Genomic DNA, 17,606 nt, shown 5'->3' with positions numbered 1-17,606 from the left:
TGAATCGGAATGCGTTGGAGTATGGCACGCGAATCCGGTTCCGAAGCCACCCTGCGTTATAGGATTTATCTGAAATTTTCTTTGGGATTCACAGTTGCAGGATCAGGGTTTTCAGCGGTGGCTGTTGATCCATGGACGGGAAATCGCCGCCCGGTTTCATCACCGTCCACTCGCGCACCGGCCTCCCGGCTTTCTCGGCGCAACGCAAAACCTGTTCGCGCCAGTCGTCCATGCTGACTTTTGCCAGGTTGTTGCAGCAGATCAGCACGCCATTGTCGGCGGTGGTCAGCAGCGCCGGTTTGAGCAGGCTCTGGTAGTCGCGCAGCAGGTCGACGGTGCCGAAAGCGCTCTTGGCCCAGGCCGGTGGGTCCAGCAACACCAGGTCGTATTGACGTTGTTCCAGGCGTTGATAGCTCGGCAATTTTTGCCCGCGGCGCTGGCTGATGGGCAGGCCGGCGAGCTGGCGAATGGCCGGGAAGTAATCGGACTGGATGAACTGCATGGTCGGCAACTGCGGATTGAGCAGACCATTTTCGCGGCCAACCGCCAGATTGCCTTCGGCGAAATCCAGGTTGCACACTTCGCTCGCGCCACCGGCCGCAGCGCTCAGGCCGACGCCGCAGGTGTAGGCAAACAGGTTGAGCACGCTTTTGTGCTTGCTGTGTTCCTTGACCCAGCCGCGGGTGTTGCGCAGGTCGAGGAACAGCAGCGGGTCCTGACCGGCGTGACGGCCGCGGACCCGGTAGTTCAGGCCCCATTCGTGGCCGACCAGGTCTTGCAGGGCGGCTTCGTCGGCGCGGTAAACGGTGTCTTCGCGGTCGATGCGCGAGTTGCCCCGGGAGCGGTCGTTGTAGACCAGCAGGGTTTCGAAGCCCAGGTGTTGATTGATCGCCTCGTGCAGTTGCAGCAGGTCATCGCGCTCCAGGGCCTGGTGAAAGCTCTGCACCAACAGTTGCGGGCCGTAGCGGTCGATGGTCAGGCCGCCGGCGCCTTCCTGGCTGCCATGGAACAGGCGATAGCAATCGGTGCCTTGCTGATGCAGTTCGGCAAGCAGGTCCTGGCGATGATCGAGGGCGGCGCGCAGCGCCTGATTCAAGGAAGACATGCTGAGCGCCTTGCAGGAGGGAGGGAATTTGGCGCGGGAGTTTAACACTGTGGCAAGGGGGATTGCCTGTGGCGCGGGAGCTTGCGCCCGCTGGGCTGCGAAGCGGCTCCAAAATCTCGAGCGTTTCCGAAATCTTGCCAGTGCTGCGCACCGGAACGGGGGCAAGCCCCCTCGCCACAAGGGCCGGAGTTCAGGTCGGCAACCCCATCCGCCGCTTCGCCCGATGCACCGAGCCATTACGCACCGCCCAGCGCAGCATCGGCGCGCTGCGGTTGACGCTGGCGCGGATCAGCGTGCGTTGCAGCGGACTCTGGCGGACGCCCAGCATGTCACTGGCCCAATCCGGCAGCAGGTCGATACCGGCCTGCATCATCAATCCGCCGAACGGCTTGGCCAGACGGCTGGGGGCCGGGGCGTTCAACAACCGTCGCAACACCTCGCGACTGCGATCGTCGCACAGCAGTTGCGGGCGAATGCGCTCAAGGTAATCGGCTATTTCCTGTCGCGAACGGGGCACGTCACGAGCACCGAGCCGTTCGGCGACCAGAGCGATTTCGTCGTAGTAGCGGTCCTGATCGGCCGCAGACAGGTGCGGATTGCGGTAACGCAAATGCGCCGCGAGGAAGTTGCTGACCTCGGCCACATGCACCCACGTCAGCAGATCGGGATCACTCGCGGCGTATGGCCGACCATCCGGCGCGGTGCCGGTCACTTGAAGGTGGATGGTGCGCACTTTCTCGATCAGCCAGTCCGCATCCCGGCGGGAACCGAACGTGGTGCCGGAAATAAACTGCCCTGTGCGGCGCAAGCGACCGAGCATGTCCTCGCGAAAATTCGAATGGTCCCAGACCCCGGCCAGCGCCAATGGGTGCAGGGCTTGCAGCATCAGCGCGCTGATACCGCCGATGAGCATGCTGCTGAAGTCGCCGTGAACCTGCCAACTCACCGAATCGGGACCGAACAGGCCGGGGTCGCCCTTGGGATTTTCCAGGTCGAGCTTGCCGAGGGACAGACCGGTGAGGCTCATGACCTGGGTTTCGATGCGGCTGCGGATGAATTCCATGGCGACTCAGTGGCGAAAATGAAACGCGGCCATTGCTGGCCGCGCTGGGCTTATTGGTTCAGGCGTTTATCGACCAGGTCCTGAACCACACTTGGATCGGCCAGGGTCGACGTGTCTCCCAGACTGTCGAGCTCGTTGCAGGCGATCTTGCGCAGAATCCGCCGCATGATCTTGCCCGAACGGGTTTTCGGCAAGGCCGGTGCCCACTGGATCAGGTCCGGTTTGGCGAAGCTGCCGATCTCCTTGCTGACGTGGGCCAGCAGTTCTTTCTTCAGTTCGTCGGTGGGGTCGGTGCCGTTCATGGGCGTGACAAACGCATAGATGCCCTGGCCTTTAATGTCGTGAGGGTAACCGACCACGGCAGCCTCGGCGATGCTGTCGTGCAGCACCAGGGCACTTTCGACTTCGGCGGTGCCGATGCGGTGACCGGAAACGTTGATCACGTCGTCGATACGCCCGGTAATCCAGTAATCGCCGTCCTCGTCGCGGCGAGCGCCGTCGCCGGTGAAGTAGTAACCGGGATAGGGTTTGAAGTAGGTATCGACCATCCGTTGCGGGTCGCCGTAGACGCTGCGGATCTGTGCCGGCCAGCTGGATTTGATCGCCAGCACACCGCTGCCGGCGCCTTTGATTTCCTTGCCCACTTCATCGAGCAGCACCGGTTGCACGCCGAACATCGGTTGCGTGGCGCAGCCGGGTTTGATCCGCTGCGCGCTGACCAGCGGGCTGAGCATGATGCCGCCGGTCTCGGTCTGCCACCAGGTATCGACGATCGGGCAACGCTGTTCGCCGACGACATTGAAATACCAGTCCCACGCTTCCGGGTTGATCGGCTCACCGACGCTGCCGAGTAATCTGAGGCTGGCGCGAGACGTTTCCTTCAACGGTTCGGGGCCTTCGCGCATCAGCGAGCGCAGGGCGGTGGGGGCGGTGTAGAAGATGTTCACGTGGTGTTTATCGATCACCTGCCAGAAACGCGAACTGCTTGGATAACTGGGTACGCCTTCGAAGATCAGCGTGGTCGCGCCGTTGGCCAGCGGCCCGTAGACGATGTAACTGTGGCCGGTGACCCAGCCGACATCGGCGGTGCACCAGAAGACTTCGTCGTCGCGGTAGTCGAGCACGTACTTGAAGGTCATCGCCGCTTGCAGCAGATAGCCGCCGGTAGTGTGCAGCACACCTTTGGGTTTGCCCGTGCTGCCGGAGGTGTAAAGAATGAACAGCGGGTCCTCGGCGTCCATTGGTTCTGGCGGGCAATCGTCGCTGACATCGCGCAGGGCCTGGTGATACCAGAGGTCGCGGCCTTCGACCCAGTTCACTTCACCCTGAGTACGCTCGACCACGATCACGGTGCTGACATTCGGACAACTCTGCAGCGCCTTGTCGACCTTGTCTTTGAGCGGTACGAATTTGCCGCCGCGCACGCCTTCATCGGCGGTGATCACGGTGCGGCAGTCGGCATCGAGAATCCGGTCACGCACAGAATCGGGGGAGAACCCGCCAAACACCACCGAATGCACCGCACCGATCCGCGTGCAGGCGAGCATGGCGTAGGCGGCTTCGGGGATCATCGGCATGTAGATGCACACGCGGTCGCCTTTCTTCACGCCACGGCTTTTGAGCACGTTGGCCAGGCGGCAGACGTTGTGGTGCAGTTTTTTGTAGGTGATCTGGGCGGACTCGGCGGGGTCGTCGCCTTCCCAGATGATTGCGACCTGATCGCCGCGTTTTTCCAGGTGCCGGTCAATGCAGTTGTAACTGACATTCAACTTTGCGCCGGCAAACCAGCTGGCTTCACCGGTTTTCAGGTTATAGCGCTGGACGGTATCCCAGGGTTTGCTCCAGTCGAGAAAGCGTGAAGCCTGCTCGGCCCAGAATTCGCTGGGGTGTTCGATGGATTGGCGGTACAGGCGCTTGTAGTCGTCTTGACTGAGTTGTGCGGCCCGGCGGACGGCATCGGCTTTGGGGAACGTGCTGATATCGAACATGACGGTTCCTTATTCTTGTTTTGGTAAACAAGTAATAAAGATGCGCCGAGTGACCGAAGGGTTCAAGCCGTGTGCTAAACAACTGTGGGAGCGAGTCTGCTCGCGATAGCGGTGGGTCAGCCAACATCATCGTTGAATGACATACCGCTATCGCGAGCAGGCTCGCTCCCACAGGGTAATGCAGTGAACTGTCAAATCACCCGCGGTGACGACCGCGGAAGTAGTTGATCAGCCCTTGTGTGGACGCATCGTCAGCCGGGGTTTCTTCGCTGCCGACCAGGCGGTTGTAGACGCCTTTGCCCAGCTCTTTGCCCAATTCCACGCCCCACTGGTCGAAGGCGTTGATGCCCCAGACCACGCTTTGCACGAAAACCTTGTGTTCGTACATCGCCACCAGTGCGCCAAGACGACGCGGGCTGATGCGTTCGACCACCAGCGTGTTGCTCGGACGGTTGCCCGGGATCACCTTGTGCGGCGCGAGTTTCTGCACGTCCGCTTCGGCCATGCCCTTGTCACGCAACTCGGCTTCTGCTTCGGCGCGGGTCTTGCCGAGCATCAGTGCCTGGCTTTGCGACAGGCAGTTGGCGTACAGCCATTGGTGATGATCGGAGACCGGGTTGAAGCTGACGATCGGCACGATGAAGTCGGCCGGAATCAGTTGGGTGCCCTGGTGCAGCAACTGGTGATACGCGTGTTGGCCGTTGCAACCCACGCCGCCCCAGATCACGGGGCCAGTGTCGGTGGACACCGGCGTGCCGTCCTGACGCACGCTCTTGCCGTTGGATTCCATGTCCAGCTGTTGCAAGTGTTTGGTGATGTTACGCAGGTAGTGGTCGTACGGCAGGATCGCGTGACTTTGCGCGCCCCAGAAGTTGCCGTACCAGACGCCGAGCAAGGCCAGCAGCACCGGCATGTTCTGTTCGAACGGCGCGCTCTGGAAATGCTGGTCCATGGTGTAGGCACCGGACAGCAGTTCCTTGAAGTTCGACATGCCGATGGCCAGGGCAATCGGCAATCCGATGGCCGACCACAGCGAGTAGCGACCGCCGACCCAGTCCCACATCGGGAAGATGTTTTCTTCGCGGATACCGAACGCCACAGCCGCCGCGTTGTTGCTGGAAACGGCGATGAAGTGACGATACAGCTCGGCTTCCGAACCGCCCTGAGCCAGGTACCAGGCGCGAGCGGCCTGGGCATTCTTCAGGGTTTCGAGGGTGTTGAAGGATTTCGACGAAACGATAAACAGCGTGGTCTCGGCACGCAGCTTCATGGTCAGCTCGTGGAGTTCACTGCCGTCGATGTTCGCCAGGTAATGACAGCGCACGCCTTTCTGGGCGTAGGACAGCAGCGCTTCGGAGACCAGCTCGGGACCGAGGAACGAGCCACCGATGCCGATGTTCACCACGTCGGTGATCGGCTTCTCGGTGTAACCGCGCCACAGGCCGTCGTGGATGCGGCCCACGAGGTCAGTAATCTTGTTCAACACCTTGTGTACTTCGGGCATCACGTTGACGCCATTGACCGACAGCTTTTCACCCACTGGACGACGCAGCGCGGTGTGCAGGGCCGGACGGCCTTCGGAGGAGTTGACGATCTCGCCGTCGAACAGCGCTTTGATCGCGCCCTTGAGGTCGACTTCGTTGGCCAGGCCCACCAGCAGATCGCGGGTCTCGGCGTTGATCAGGTTCTTCGAGTAGTCGAGAAACAGGCCGCAGCTGCTGAGGGTGAATTGAGTAAAGCGCTGCGGGTCGGCATTAAAGGCTTCGCGCATGCTGAAATCCTGCATGGCTTGGCGGTGGTCATTCAGCGCTTGCCAGGCGGGCAGAGCGGTCACGTCGTGAGGAGTGCGGTAGTACGCCATCGCTGCGGGTTTCCTTTTTACTTGAACGGCCTTTTGAACACTAAAAATCCCGGAGCGCTGTGAGGGCGTCCGGTCAACTGCGTCGACACGATTTCATGGCGCAGGGCGAATACAGTAAACCTCGCGCTGCGATCTGTCTTGACTTTGTCTGACCCGTTCCCGGTACTTTTTTATACATAAAGTGGGGAACGGTCCGACAAACGGAAGAGAAGGTTCGGTCAGGCAACCTGAACCGGAATGGCATTGCTGGTGTGGCTCAACTCGTTACCCGGCGCCATGTAAAGCATGCGCGGCTTGAAGTTGAGCAGCTCGGCTTCGCTGTAGTGAGCGTAAGCGCAGATGATCACACGGTCGCCGACCTTGGCCTTGTGCGCCGCGGCACCGTTAACTGAAATCATGCGCGAGCCTTCTTCGCCACGAATCGCATAAGTGGTGAAGCGTTCGCCGTTGTCGACGTTGTAGATCTGGATCTGTTCGTATTCACGGATGCCGGACAAGTCCAGCCATTCGCCGTCGATGGCGCAGGAACCTTCGTAATCAAGAACTGCGTGGGTGACTTCGGCGCGATGCAGCTTGGCCTTGAGCATGATGGCGTGCATGAGTGTTTCCCCAGGTCGGAATCGAACGGCGGGCAGTTTGCCCGAAGGCATTGTGGGCAGCAATACAGGGCGCAAGGGAGCCGCCCTCTGCAGGAGCCAGCAAGCCGGCTCCTAAGGATTTGTGGTGTTTTATGCGGTGGCGTCGAGGTTCAGGTGCAGGTTGTCGATCAACCGTGTGGTGCCGAGGAACGCCGCCACCAGAATCACCAGATCCCGATCTTCCGTCGTCGCCGGACGCAAGGTCAGCGCATGACGGATTTCCAGGTAATCGGTACGCAGGCCCGCGGCTTCGAGTTGCTGTTGTTGTGCCGCGATCAGCGCCGGATAATCGCGGTCACCTTGTTTGATGGCTTCGGCAATCGAGGCCAGCGTGCGATACACCACCGGCGCAACCGCCCGCTGTTCTTCGCTGAGGAACCCATTGCGTGATGACAGTGCCAGGCCGTCGGCCGCACGGACCGTCGGCTCGCCGATGATCTGGATCGGCATGTTCAGGTCATGCACCAGCGCGCGAATCACCGCCAGTTGCTGGAAGTCTTTCTGACCGAAGATCGCCAGGTCCGGTTGAACCATGTTGAACAGCTTGCTGACCACCGTCGCCACACCTTCGAAATGCCCCGGACGGCTGGCGCCGCACAAGCCTTCGGACAGTTGCGGAACACTGACGCGAGTCTGGCCAGCCATGCCATCGGGGTACATTTCTTCGACTGTCGGCGCGAACAGCAAGTGGCAACCGGCCTGGAGCAACTTTTCCTGGTCTGCCGCGAGGGTGCGGGGGTACTTGTCGAGGTCTTCGCCGGCACCGAACTGCAGTGGGTTGACGAAAATGCTCGCGACCACGAAATCCGCCCGTTGGCTGGCTTTGGTAATCAGTGCGATATGACCGCTGTGCAGGTTGCCCATGGTCGGCACGAAGGCAATGCGCTTGCCTTCGCTGCGGGCACGGGCCACGGCGGCCCTCAGTTCGCGTACGGTTTTAACGGTGTTCATGCAGAGAATCCGTGTTCGATACCAGGGAAAGTCGCCGCTTTGACGTCAGTGACGTAAGCGTTCAGGGCCGCTTGAATGCTGGGTTGGCCGTTCATGAAGTTTTTCACGAATTTCGGCACTCGGCCCGTAATCGACAGACCGAGCATGTCGTGCAGCACCAGGACCTGGCCGTCGGTACCGCTGCCGGCGCCGATGCCGATCACCGGTATCCCCACTGCCTGGGTAATTTCCTGAGCCAGTTCGCTCGGTACGCATTCGAGCAGCAGCATGGCGGCACCGGCCTGTTCCAGGGCGATGGCGTCGGCGCGCATCTGCCGTGCCTGGTTCTCGTTACGGCCCTGGACTTTGTAACCGCCCAGAATGTTCACCGACTGCGGTGTCAGCCCCATGTGTGCGCACACCGGGATACCGCGCTCGGCTAGCAGACGGATCGAGTCTGCCAGCCACAGCGCGCCTTCGACCTTGACCATGTGCGCACCGGCCTGCATCAACAGGGCGCTGTTGGTCATGGTTTGTTCGAGGGTGGCATAGGCCATGAAGGGCAGGTCGGCGAGGATCAACGCGTCAGTGTTACCGCGTTTGACGGCGGCGACGTGGTAAGCCATCTCGGCGGTGGTCACCGGCAGGGTGCTGTCGTGACCCTGGAGCACCATGCCGAGGGAGTCGCCCACCAGCAGCACTTCGACGCCAGCCTCATTGCAGGCGTGGGCGAAGGTCGCGTCATAGCAGGTCAGCATGGTGATTTTTTCACCTTTTTGCTTGAGACCTTGCAGAGTGGTCAGGGTGATGGCTGGCATGAAAAGTTCCTCATTCAGGCGCTGTGGAAACTACTGCGAGTAACGCGCGTGATTCTTCGTTAAATACAGGCGCACGGTCTGTTGTCGTGCTTTTAAGGCCTGGATTGCGCCCTTCAATGCCGCGTTGGCGGCAGCGGGACGCCTATAGTCGTGAGGAGAACTCGGGAAGTCAATTGCGTGTGTTACCGCGTTGTTACGCGTGGGGTGTTACCGGAGTAACTGATGCGATTCAGCAGCCGCAGATCTTATGCACGACACAAGCGGGCTTGCTCGCGAAGGCGGTGGATCAGTCGGCATCAATACTGAATGACACACCGTCGTCGCGAGCAAGCCCGCTCCCACAGTGGTTTTGTGTCAACTTTGAGGGAGGCGTTCCAGCCCGACGAACGGGCAGGCTGCGAGCAATTCACTCAGGCTGCGCCCATCCGCCAAACGCAAATCCGCCGGCGCCAATTCGGCCAGCGGATACAGAACGAACGCGCGTTCCTGCATATGGTAGTGAGGCACCTTGAGGCGCGGTTCATCGATCAGTCGATCGCCGAACAGCAGAATATCGAGATCCAGCGTGCGCGGCCCCCAGCGTTCCAGGCGTTCGCGGCCCTGTCCGTTTTCGATGGCTTGCAGCGCGTCGAGCAGGTCCAGCGGTGCGAGCGTGCTATCGAGCGCGGCGACCGCGTTGGTGTAACGCGGTTGGCCGGGTAGCAGCGAGTCGCTCTGATAAAACGCTGAAACCCCGACCAGCTCGGTCTGCGGCAATTGCGCCAGCGCCTCGACGGCGCTGCGCAATTGTTCGGCGGGGTCAGCCAGGTTGCTGCCCATGCCGATGTAGATGCGTTCCATGCTTACTCGCCCGTAGCGCTCGGAGCGCCAGCCGCGCGTTTGCGCTTGGCACCGCCGCTGCGGCGACGTTTGCGCGGCGCACCGCTGGCGCCGTCGTCCTTGCCGCTGAGGTCGCGGATCATGTCGCGACGCTCACTATCGTTGGCGTCCTGATAATCGGTCCACCATTCGCCCAGGCCATCGGTCTGCTCGCCGGCGCTTTCACGCAGCAGCAGGAAGTCGTAACCGGCGCGGAATCGCGGATTGTCCAGCAACAGATCGGCGCGTTTGCCGCTGCGGCGTGGCAGGCGTTCCTGCATGTCCCAGATTTCGCGGATCGGCATGGTGAAGCGTTTTGGAATCGCGATCCGCTGGCACTGTTCGGCAATCAACTCATGCGCCGCTTCCTGCATCGCCGGGATCGGCGGCATGCCACGTTCCTGCAAGCGCAACACGCGAGCCGGCAGGGCAGGCCAGAGCAGGGCTGCAAACAGGAACGCCGGGGTCACCGGTTTGTTCTGCTTGATCCGCAGGTCGGTGTTGATCAGCGCTTCGCTGATCAGGGTGTGGGTGTACGTCGGGTTGTATTCCAGCGCCTCGGCACTGGCCGGGAACAGCGGATCGAACAACTGCAAGTCGACCAGCATCTCGAAGGTGTCCGCGGCGTGGCCGGAGAGGAACAGCTTGAGCACTTCTTCGAACAGGCGGGCCGACGGGATCTCGCGCAGCATCGGCGCCAGATCGCGGATCGGCAGGGCGCTGTGTTTTTCGATACCGAAATTCAGTTTCGCGGCGAAACGCACGGCCCGCAGCATCCGTACCGGGTCTTCCTGGTAGCGTTGCTTCGGGTCACCGATCAGGCGGATCAGGTGATTGCGGATGTCGTGTACGCCGTTGGCGTAATCGAGAATACGTTCGCTGACCGGATCGTAATACAGGGCGTTGATGGTGAAGTCGCGGCGTTGCGCGTCTTCTTCCAGCGTGCCGTAGACGTTGTCGCGCAGGATGCGCCCGCTCTCGTTGCGGGAAGACTGGTTGCTGTCTTCCTCTTCGTCGTTTTGCGGGTGATTGGCGCGGAAGGTCGCGACTTCGATGATTTCGCGACCAAAGTGGATATGCACCAGTTTGAAGCGACGACCGATGATCCGCGCATTGCGGAATTCGGCGCGAACCTGTTCAGGGGTAGCGCTGGTGGCAACGTCGAAATCTTTTGGCGTGATGCCGAGCATCATGTCACGCACACAGCCGCCGACCAGATAAGCCTGGTAACCGGCGTTCTGCAGGCGTTCGACGATATTCACCGCATAACGGCTGAATTGCGCCTTTTGCAGCGAATGTTGGCCGCTGTTAAGCACTTCAGGCGTGCTGCGGATGTGTTGCGTATGACGCTTGGGAGAACGGAATGACTGGAACAGCTTCTTCAGCATGGGATGCACTGTTTGAAGGAATGTTCGGCCATAACGAAGAATGACCGCATGATGGGCGGGGATTCTAGCATTTAGTCGGGGGATGGTGTAGGAAGCTGCGCAAGCGCTTGAAGGGCATGCCTGGCACGGGGGGTAAACAGCAGAAACTACAAGGGGAGCCGAAGCTCCCCAAGAAGTAGTTGCATGTTCTATTTTTGTTATTGGTTTCGGGCTTCTTGTTTTTGTTGAGTGCCCGCGTCATGAAGTTTTCCTTCATGACCCTCCCAATCGGGAGCCAAGAGCAAACGGATTGCTTTGGTCGCTGTGCTGCAGTGATCTTGCGATCCAACCAGTTCAGGCTCTGTCTCAGGACAGTTTTTGTTGTTCTCGGCCTGGTCGTGGGGCAAGCCCCAAATACAACGCCTCTCCAAAAGAATCAGTTAGCTGCGCCTCTCGCCGTCTTGTTTTTATTGTGCGTGAGTCGATTCGTCTTATTTTTATTGTCTTGTGCATTGCTTGTTATTGTTGTTGTACCAAACATATAGCAGGGTGCGTGCCAACTTTTGTGAGGCCCAGCAAAACAAGGGGTTACGTCACCTGGGCAGGTTTTTCGAGGCCCAAAAAAACCGGGGCTTCGTTACCGTAAGCCCCGGCTTCTGTTACGTGAAAAAGCTGAGGTAACAGTTTTTTCACAAAGTCATGTGTTACCCGCTCAGCTCTCGCTGGCCACCCCGGTCTTGCGACGCGGGATACCCAGGCGCTGGCGACGTTCCCACAGACATTTACGGCTGACCCCGAGTTTGCGTGCCAGCTCGGTTTCGGTCATGTGGTCCTGATGCTCGAGAACGAAGTGCTGGAAGTAGTCTTCCAGCGACAGGTCTTCGGTCGGCTCATGATTGTTGTTGCCGGCGCCGTTGCCCTGTTGCGGGGGCAGGCCGATGAACTCGTCGTCTTCCAGGCCGCTCAGCTCGATGTCGATGCCCAGCAGCTCGGCGGAAATTTCCGGGCTCTCGCACAGGATGACCGCACGCTCGACCGCGTTTTCCAATTCGCGCACGTTGCCCGGCCAGGAGTAGTGACGAATCGCCTGCTCGGCGTCCGCGGCGAATTTCAGGTCGGTGCGGTTGACCCGCGCGCTCTGCCGCGCCAGGAAAGCATTGGCGATTTCGTTGACGTCGGCGCCACGCTCGCGCAGTGCCGGCAGTTTCAGGGCGATCACGTGGAGGCGGTAATACAAGTCTTCACGGAACTGACCGATCTTGGCCAGGCTCTTGAGGTCGCGGTGAGTCGCGGCGATCAAACGCACATCGACTTTCTGCGACTGCACCGAGCCCACCCGGCGAATTTCGCCTTCCTGCAACACGCGCAGCAGGCGAGCCTGGGCTTCCAATGGCAGTTCGCCGATTTCATCGAGGAACAAGGTGCCGCCGTCCGCCGCTTCCACCAGGCCGGCACGTCCGGCGCTGGCGCCGGTGAACGCGCCTTTTTCGTGACCGAACAGTTCGGACTCGATCAGGCTTTCCGGAATGGCCGCGCAGTTCACTGAAATCATCGGTGCCTTGGCGCGTTTGGACAGGTTGTGCAGGGCGCGCGCCACCAGTTCCTTACCGGTGCCGGACTCGCCCTGGATCAGGACATTGGAGTCGGTCGGTGCCACTTTGCGGATCTTGCTGTACAGATCCTGCATCGGCGGGCACGAGCCGATGATGCCGATTTCGCCGTTGCTGTTGTCGATGCCCGGTTTCGCCGCGCCATTGGCGGCTTTGCCGACGGCAGGTTCACCGCTGGCCGGCACCGATTGCCGGTCACGCAAGATGCGCGCGACGGCCTGGAGCATTTCGTCGTGGTCGAAAGGCTTGGCGATGTAATCCACCGCGCCCATCTTCATTGAGTCGACCGCCGAGCGCAGGCTGGCGTAGCTGGTCATGATCAGCACCGGAGTGCCCTGGCCGAGTTTGATCAACTCGGTGCCCGGCGCGCCAGGCAGGCGCAGGTCACTGACGATCAGGTCGAACGTGGGAATGGTGAAGCGTTCTTGTGCTTCCTGCACTGAACCGGCTTCGCTGACCTGGTACTGGTTACGTTCCAGCAGGCGGCGCAAGGCGGAGCGGATAATTGTTTCGTCTTCGACGATCAAAATGTGCGGCATTGATTCGATACTCTCGACGGTCTCAGTTCACAGCGGACGTCGCTTCGACATGACGCGGCAAGGTCACCCGGATACGGGTGCCGCGTTGGCTTTGAACATCAGCCGGGCTGTCGATGGTGATTTGTCCATAATGCTCTTCAACGATGGAATAGACCAGTGCAAGGCCCAGACCGGTGCCTTCGCCAGGATCCTTGGTGGTGAAGAAAGGTTCGAACAATCGGTCCATGATGTTCTTCGGAATACCGCTGCCTTCGTCTTCCACGATCAGGTCGACCGTGTGTTCGCCGGCTTCGCTTTTCACCCGTACCGCACTGCCGGGAGGCGAGGCGTCACGGGCGTTTGAGAGCAGGTTGATCAAAACCTGGGCGAGTCGCTGCGGATCGCCTTCGACCCAGTGGTCGGGGTCGCACAGGTTGTAGAACTGCACTTCGAAATTGCGTCGGTTCAGGGCCAGCAAACCGATGGCGTCCTGGGCCACTTCGGCCAGACAGACGGGCTCGTCGCTGTGTTGATGACTGCCGGCGTGGGCAAAACTCATCAGCGACTGAACGATGCGCGACACGCGTTTGGTTTGTTCCAGGATCTGCCCGCTGATCTCCTTCAGCTCGCCATCGTCTTCACGTTCTTCGCGCAGGTTCTGCGCCAGGCACGCGATGCCGGTGATCGGGTTGCCGATTTCATGGGCCACACCCGCGGCGAGGCGGCCGATGCTGGCCAGGCGCTCGGAGTGCACCAGCTTGTCTTCGAGCATCTGGGTTTCGGTCAGGTCTTCCACCAGCAGTACCAGGCCACTGTTGCCCGGCGCGAGCGGTTCGTCGATCGCCGCTTTGTGCAGGTTCAGCCAGCGGGTCTGGCCATCGAGCGCCAGATGTTGCTTATGCAAATGTTCGTCGGGCAGGTTGATGAAGCCTTGCAGCAGTTCTTTCCACGGATCGGCGATGGTGCTCAGTCGTGAGCCGACCACACGCTGCGCGGCAATTCCGGTCAGCTCCTCCATGGCTTTGTTCCACATGAGGATTTCCTGATCCTTGGCCAGCGAGCAAACGCCCATCGGCAATTCCTGCAAGGTCTGACGGTGATAGCGGCGCAGGGCATCGAGTTCGGCGGCAAGACCGGTGAGGCGCGAGTGGTAGTCCTCGAGGCGGCTTTCGATGAAGTGGATGTCCTCGGTGACATAGTTTTCGCCGCCGGCCTTGTAAGGCAGGAACGTCTCGACCATGTCCTGCGCGACGCTCGGCCCCATCAGGCCCGAGAGGTTGGCTTCGATCCGGTCACGCAAGCGGCGCAAGGCGTAAGGCCGGCGCTCGTCGAACGGCAGATAGAGATCGCGCAGCGCCTGCTCGACTTCCTTTTGCGCAGCCTTGGCGCCCAAGGGTTTGGCCAGTTGCGTGGCGAACTCCTGGGGCGAGGCCGCGTGCAGTTCACGGCGTTGCGGGCGGCGCACGTTGTCCACGGCGCAGGCTTCGGCAGCGCTGGCCTCCTCGGGACTGGCATTGGTGAACAGTGAAATCAGGGTGAACATCAGCACGTTGGCGGCCAGCGACGCAATCGCGGCCATGTGCCAACTGGTGTCGTCCAGCACGTAGATCATGTTCAACAGCGGAATGTAGAACCCTTGCAGATTGCCGACCAGCGGCAGCAGCATGGTCACCAGCCACACCAGAATCCCCGCCAGCAAACCGGCGATGAAGCCGCGCCGGTTGGCGGTCGGCCAGTAAAGGACGGACAGCACGCCCGGCAGGAACTGCAAGGTCGCCACAAACGCGACGATGCCGAGGTTGGCCAGATCCTGCTCGGCACCCAGCAACAGGTAAAAACCGTAACCGGCCATGATGATCGCGACGATCAAGGCCCGACGGGTCCATTTCAGCCAGCGATAGATGTTGCCTTCGGCCGGTGGCTGATAAAGCGGCAGCACCAGATGGTTCAGCGCCATCCCGGACAGCGCCAGGGTGGTGACGATGATCAGTCCGCTCGCTGCCGACAGCCCGCCGACATACGCCAGCAACGCCAAGGCCTTGCTGTTGGCGGCGATGCCGATGCCCAGCGTGAAGTATTCAGGATTGGTGGTGGCGCCGAGTTTCAGCCCGGCCCAGAGAATGAGCGGTACGGCCAGGCTCATCAGCAGCAGGAACAACGGCAGACCCCAGCTCGCACTGACCAGCGAACGCGGGTTGAGATTCTCGGTAAACGTCATGTGGTACATGTGCGGCATCACAATCGCCGACGCGAAGAACACCAGCAGCAGCGTGCGCCACGGGCCTTCCTGCAACGGCGTGTGCAACGCGGCGAGGGCGGTCTGGTTTTGCAGCAGCCACAGTTCCAGCTGTTGCGGGCCATCGAACACGCCATACAACGCATACAGGCCAACACCGCCAATCGCAATCAGCTTGATCACCGATTCAAAGGCAATCGCGAACACCAGCCCTTCGTGTTTCTCGCGGGTGGCGATATGGCGCGAGCCAAAGAAAATCGTGAACAGCGTAATCAGCGCACAGAAGCTCAGGGCCACGCGATGCTGCACCGGTTCGCGGGTGAGGATACCGATGGAGTCGGCAACCGCTTGAATCTGCAACGCCAGCAACGGCAGCACGCCGATCAGCATGAAAATCGTGGTCAGTGCGCCGGCCCAGGTGCTGCGGAAACGGAACGCAAACAGGTCGGCCAGCGACGACAGCTGATAGGTGCGAGTAATTTTGAGGATCGGATACAGCAACACCGGCGCCAGCAGAAAAGCGCCGGAAACGCCTAGATAGCTGGAGAGAAAGCCGTAGCCGTACTGATAGGCCAGGCCCACGGTGCCGTAGAACGCCCAGGCACTGGCGTAGACACCCAGCGACAGGGTGTACGTCAGCGGGTGGCGAATGATCGCCCGGGGAATCATGCCCCGTTCGCTGATCCAGGCCACGCCGAACAGCACCGCCAGGTACGCGGCGCTGATCAGGATCATCTGGGTCAGGCTAAAGCTCATCGGCATCTTTTTGGCTCTGCAGGATGAAGGTCACGACGATCAGAATCAGCCAGAGCAGATAAGGGCGATACCAGGCGCCAGTGGCGTCGATCCACCAATCCATGATGGCCGGGGAGAACAGATAAATCCCCACTACCAGGAGCAGGACCAAGCGATAGATGTACATCCCGGCCTCTCTTTTTTATGCGCGTGCCCGAAAACGTGCGGCGATGGTAACGGATGGGCGCGCCACTGCAAGTGTGATCACTGTAGTTGCGCTTCGGGCAAGGTGAGTGTGCGCGGGATCTTCAGCGCATCCCAGTGGACGATTCCCCAGTTCAGCACTTCGCGTGGGGTGGCATACGCCAGTTCGGCGCCCGGATTCTGCCCGAGCGCACGCAATGCACGCAGTAATAAAGGCGTGGCCTGATCTTCGGTCAGCGGCGGCGAACGGTAGGACTTGCCGAGCTTGTTGCCGTCAGGCTGGGTAATCAGCGGGATGTGCAGATAGCGTGGTTGCGAGAAACCCAGCAGTTCTTGCAGATAGAGCTGACGTGGCGTGGAGTCGAGCAGGTCCGCGCCACGGACGATGTCGGTGATGCCTTGCCAGGCGTCATCGAGGACCACGGCCAGTTGGTAGGCGTAGAGCCCGTCGCGGCGGCGGATCACGAAATCACCGACATCCCGGCCCAGATGCTGGCGGTATTCGCCTTGCACGCGGTCGATGAAGTGGTATTCGAGCTCGGGCACACGCAGGCGAATCGCGGCGTCTTCGGTGCCGTGGCCGGCATTGCGGCACAGGCCCGTATAAATGCCGTGATAGGGCTCAAGCTGTTTTCGCGAACAGGTGCAGGCGTAGGCCAGGCCATGATTGAACAGGCGATTGAGCACTTCGGCGTAGGCGTCGTGCCGGTCGCTCTGTCGGACCAGTTCGCCGTCCCACTCGAAACCGTAGCTTTCCAGCGCCTTGAGGATGGCCGCTTGCGCGCCGGGTTCTTCCCTTGGCGGATCGAGGTCTTCCATGCGCATCAACCAGCGCCCACCCACCGAGCGCGCGTCGAGGTACGAAGCCAGCGCAGCGACCAGCGAGCCGAAATGCAGGTGGCCGCTTGGCGTGGGGGCGAAGCGACCGATGTAGGGGGTGGCGGTCATAAGGGCGATCTATGTTGTCCGGTCGTACGCAAGTCCCTGTGGGAGAGCCTTTGTGGCGAGGGGATTTATCCCCGTCGGGTCGCGTAGCGCCCCCAAACTCTGTCATCGCGATGCGTCAGATAGAACGCATCAACCGGGTTTGCGACTGCTCCGCAGCCGAACGGGGATAATCCCCTCGCCACAAAGGCTCGCTCCCGCAGGGTTCTGTCGGGGCAAATATCAGAAACAAAAACGGAGCGTTCGCACGCTCCGTTCTTCGTTCAAGTCGAGATTACTTGCCGACTTGCTTTTCCTTGATTTCCGCCAGGGTCTTGCAGTCAACGCACATGTCGGCGGTAGGGCGGGCTTCCAGTCGCTTGACGCCGATTTCGACGCCGCAGGACTCGCACCAGCCATATTCTTCGTCTTCGATCAATTGCAGCGTCTTGTCGATCTTCTTGATCAACTTGCGCTCACGGTCGCGGGCGCGCAATTCAAGGCTGAATTCTTCTTCCTGGCTGGCACGATCTGCCGGGTCGGGGAAGTTGGCCGCTTCGTCTTTCATGTGATCAACCGTGCGGTCGACTTCCTGCATCAAGTCCTGTTTCCACTTGTTCAGGATCTTGGTGAAGTGAGCGCGCATGGGTTTGCCCATGTACTCCTCGCCCTTTACTTCTTTGTAGGGTTCGAAGCCGCTGATCGACTGATTTTGCTGCTTTGCTTGGGTGGGCATGAAATGGACCGCCTC

The 17,606-nt window shown here is 60.6% G+C and carries 14 protein-coding genes; all 14 read right to left on the bottom strand.

Annotated elements, in window-relative coordinates; genetic code table 11:
• Positions 1-88: 88 nt before the first annotated feature.
• Positions 89-1,105 (bottom strand): class I SAM-dependent rRNA methyltransferase, encoded by a 1,017-nt coding sequence (locus B723_RS00185; RefSeq protein ID WP_017340812.1) that lies wholly within the window; start codon positions 1,103-1,105, stop codon positions 89-91.
• A gap of 190 nt (positions 1,106-1,295) precedes the next feature.
• Positions 1,296-2,168, bottom strand: coding sequence for an oxygenase MpaB family protein (locus tag B723_RS00180; RefSeq protein ID WP_017340811.1), 873 nt, complete (start codon positions 2,166-2,168; stop codon positions 1,296-1,298).
• A gap of 50 nt (positions 2,169-2,218) precedes the next feature.
• Entirely contained in the window at positions 2,219-4,156 is a 1,938-nt protein-coding gene (gene acs / locus B723_RS00175) for an acetate--CoA ligase (RefSeq protein ID WP_017340810.1), read from the bottom strand.
• A 196-nt stretch (positions 4,157-4,352) separates the two neighbouring features.
• Positions 4,353-6,017 carry a glucose-6-phosphate isomerase gene (gene pgi / locus B723_RS00170; protein WP_017340809.1) on the bottom strand — a complete coding sequence of 555 codons (1,665 nt, stop codon included), beginning with the start codon at positions 6,015-6,017 and terminating at the stop codon, positions 4,353-4,355.
• Positions 6,018-6,235: 218 nt separating this feature from the next.
• Entirely contained in the window at positions 6,236-6,616 is a 381-nt protein-coding gene (gene panD, locus B723_RS00165) for an aspartate 1-decarboxylase (protein ID WP_003228271.1), read from the bottom strand.
• Between the two features lie 129 nt (positions 6,617-6,745).
• The gene (gene panC / locus B723_RS00160) at positions 6,746-7,606 is read right to left on the bottom strand and encodes a pantoate--beta-alanine ligase (RefSeq protein ID WP_017340808.1); all 861 of its coding nucleotides are present in this window, start codon (positions 7,604-7,606) and stop codon (positions 6,746-6,748) included.
• A complete protein-coding gene (gene panB / locus B723_RS00155) occupies positions 7,603-8,403 on the bottom strand; it encodes a 3-methyl-2-oxobutanoate hydroxymethyltransferase (protein ID WP_017340807.1) in 801 nt (266 codons plus the stop codon). The genes panC and panB overlap by 4 nt, the downstream gene beginning before the upstream one ends.
• A gap of 354 nt (positions 8,404-8,757) precedes the next feature.
• Positions 8,758-9,243: a 2-amino-4-hydroxy-6-hydroxymethyldihydropteridine diphosphokinase gene (gene folK / locus B723_RS00150; protein WP_017340806.1), complete on the bottom strand. Its 486-nt coding sequence runs from the start codon at positions 9,241-9,243 to the stop codon at positions 8,758-8,760.
• Positions 9,244-9,245: 2 nt separating this feature from the next.
• Positions 9,246-10,649, bottom strand: a complete 1,404-nt coding sequence (locus B723_RS00145) for a polynucleotide adenylyltransferase PcnB (protein WP_017340805.1) — start codon at positions 10,647-10,649, stop codon at positions 9,246-9,248.
• 691 nt (positions 10,650-11,340) lie between these two features.
• On the bottom strand, positions 11,341-12,777 hold the full coding sequence (locus tag B723_RS00140) for a sigma-54-dependent transcriptional regulator (protein ID WP_017340804.1): 1,437 nt from the start codon (positions 12,775-12,777) through the stop codon (positions 11,341-11,343).
• 22 nt (positions 12,778-12,799) lie between these two features.
• A complete protein-coding gene (locus B723_RS00135) occupies positions 12,800-15,754 on the bottom strand; it encodes a sensor histidine kinase (RefSeq protein ID WP_031319123.1) in 2,955 nt (984 codons plus the stop codon).
• Positions 15,738-15,914, bottom strand: coding sequence for a hypothetical protein (locus tag B723_RS32705; RefSeq protein ID WP_003176118.1), 177 nt, complete (start codon positions 15,912-15,914; stop codon positions 15,738-15,740). Before B723_RS32705 ends, B723_RS00135 begins: the two co-directional genes overlap by 17 nt.
• A 77-nt stretch (positions 15,915-15,991) precedes the next feature.
• Positions 15,992-16,879 (bottom strand): tRNA glutamyl-Q(34) synthetase GluQRS, encoded by an 888-nt coding sequence (gene gluQRS / locus B723_RS00125; RefSeq protein WP_017340803.1) that lies wholly within the window; start codon positions 16,877-16,879, stop codon positions 15,992-15,994.
• A 271-nt stretch (positions 16,880-17,150) separates the two neighbouring features.
• On the bottom strand, positions 17,151-17,591 hold the full coding sequence (dksA, locus tag B723_RS00120; protein ID WP_007902025.1) for an RNA polymerase-binding protein DksA: 441 nt from the start codon (positions 17,589-17,591) through the stop codon (positions 17,151-17,153).
• Between the last annotated feature and the right edge of the window lie 15 nt (positions 17,592-17,606).

Origin of the sequence: Pseudomonas fluorescens NCIMB 11764, from assembly GCF_000293885.2 — a bacterium.
Taxonomy (GTDB): Bacteria; Pseudomonadota; Gammaproteobacteria; order Pseudomonadales; family Pseudomonadaceae; genus Aquipseudomonas; species Aquipseudomonas fluorescens_B.
Note: the sequence above shows the minus strand (reverse complement) of the source record. Positions and strands in the feature narration are given on the sequence as shown.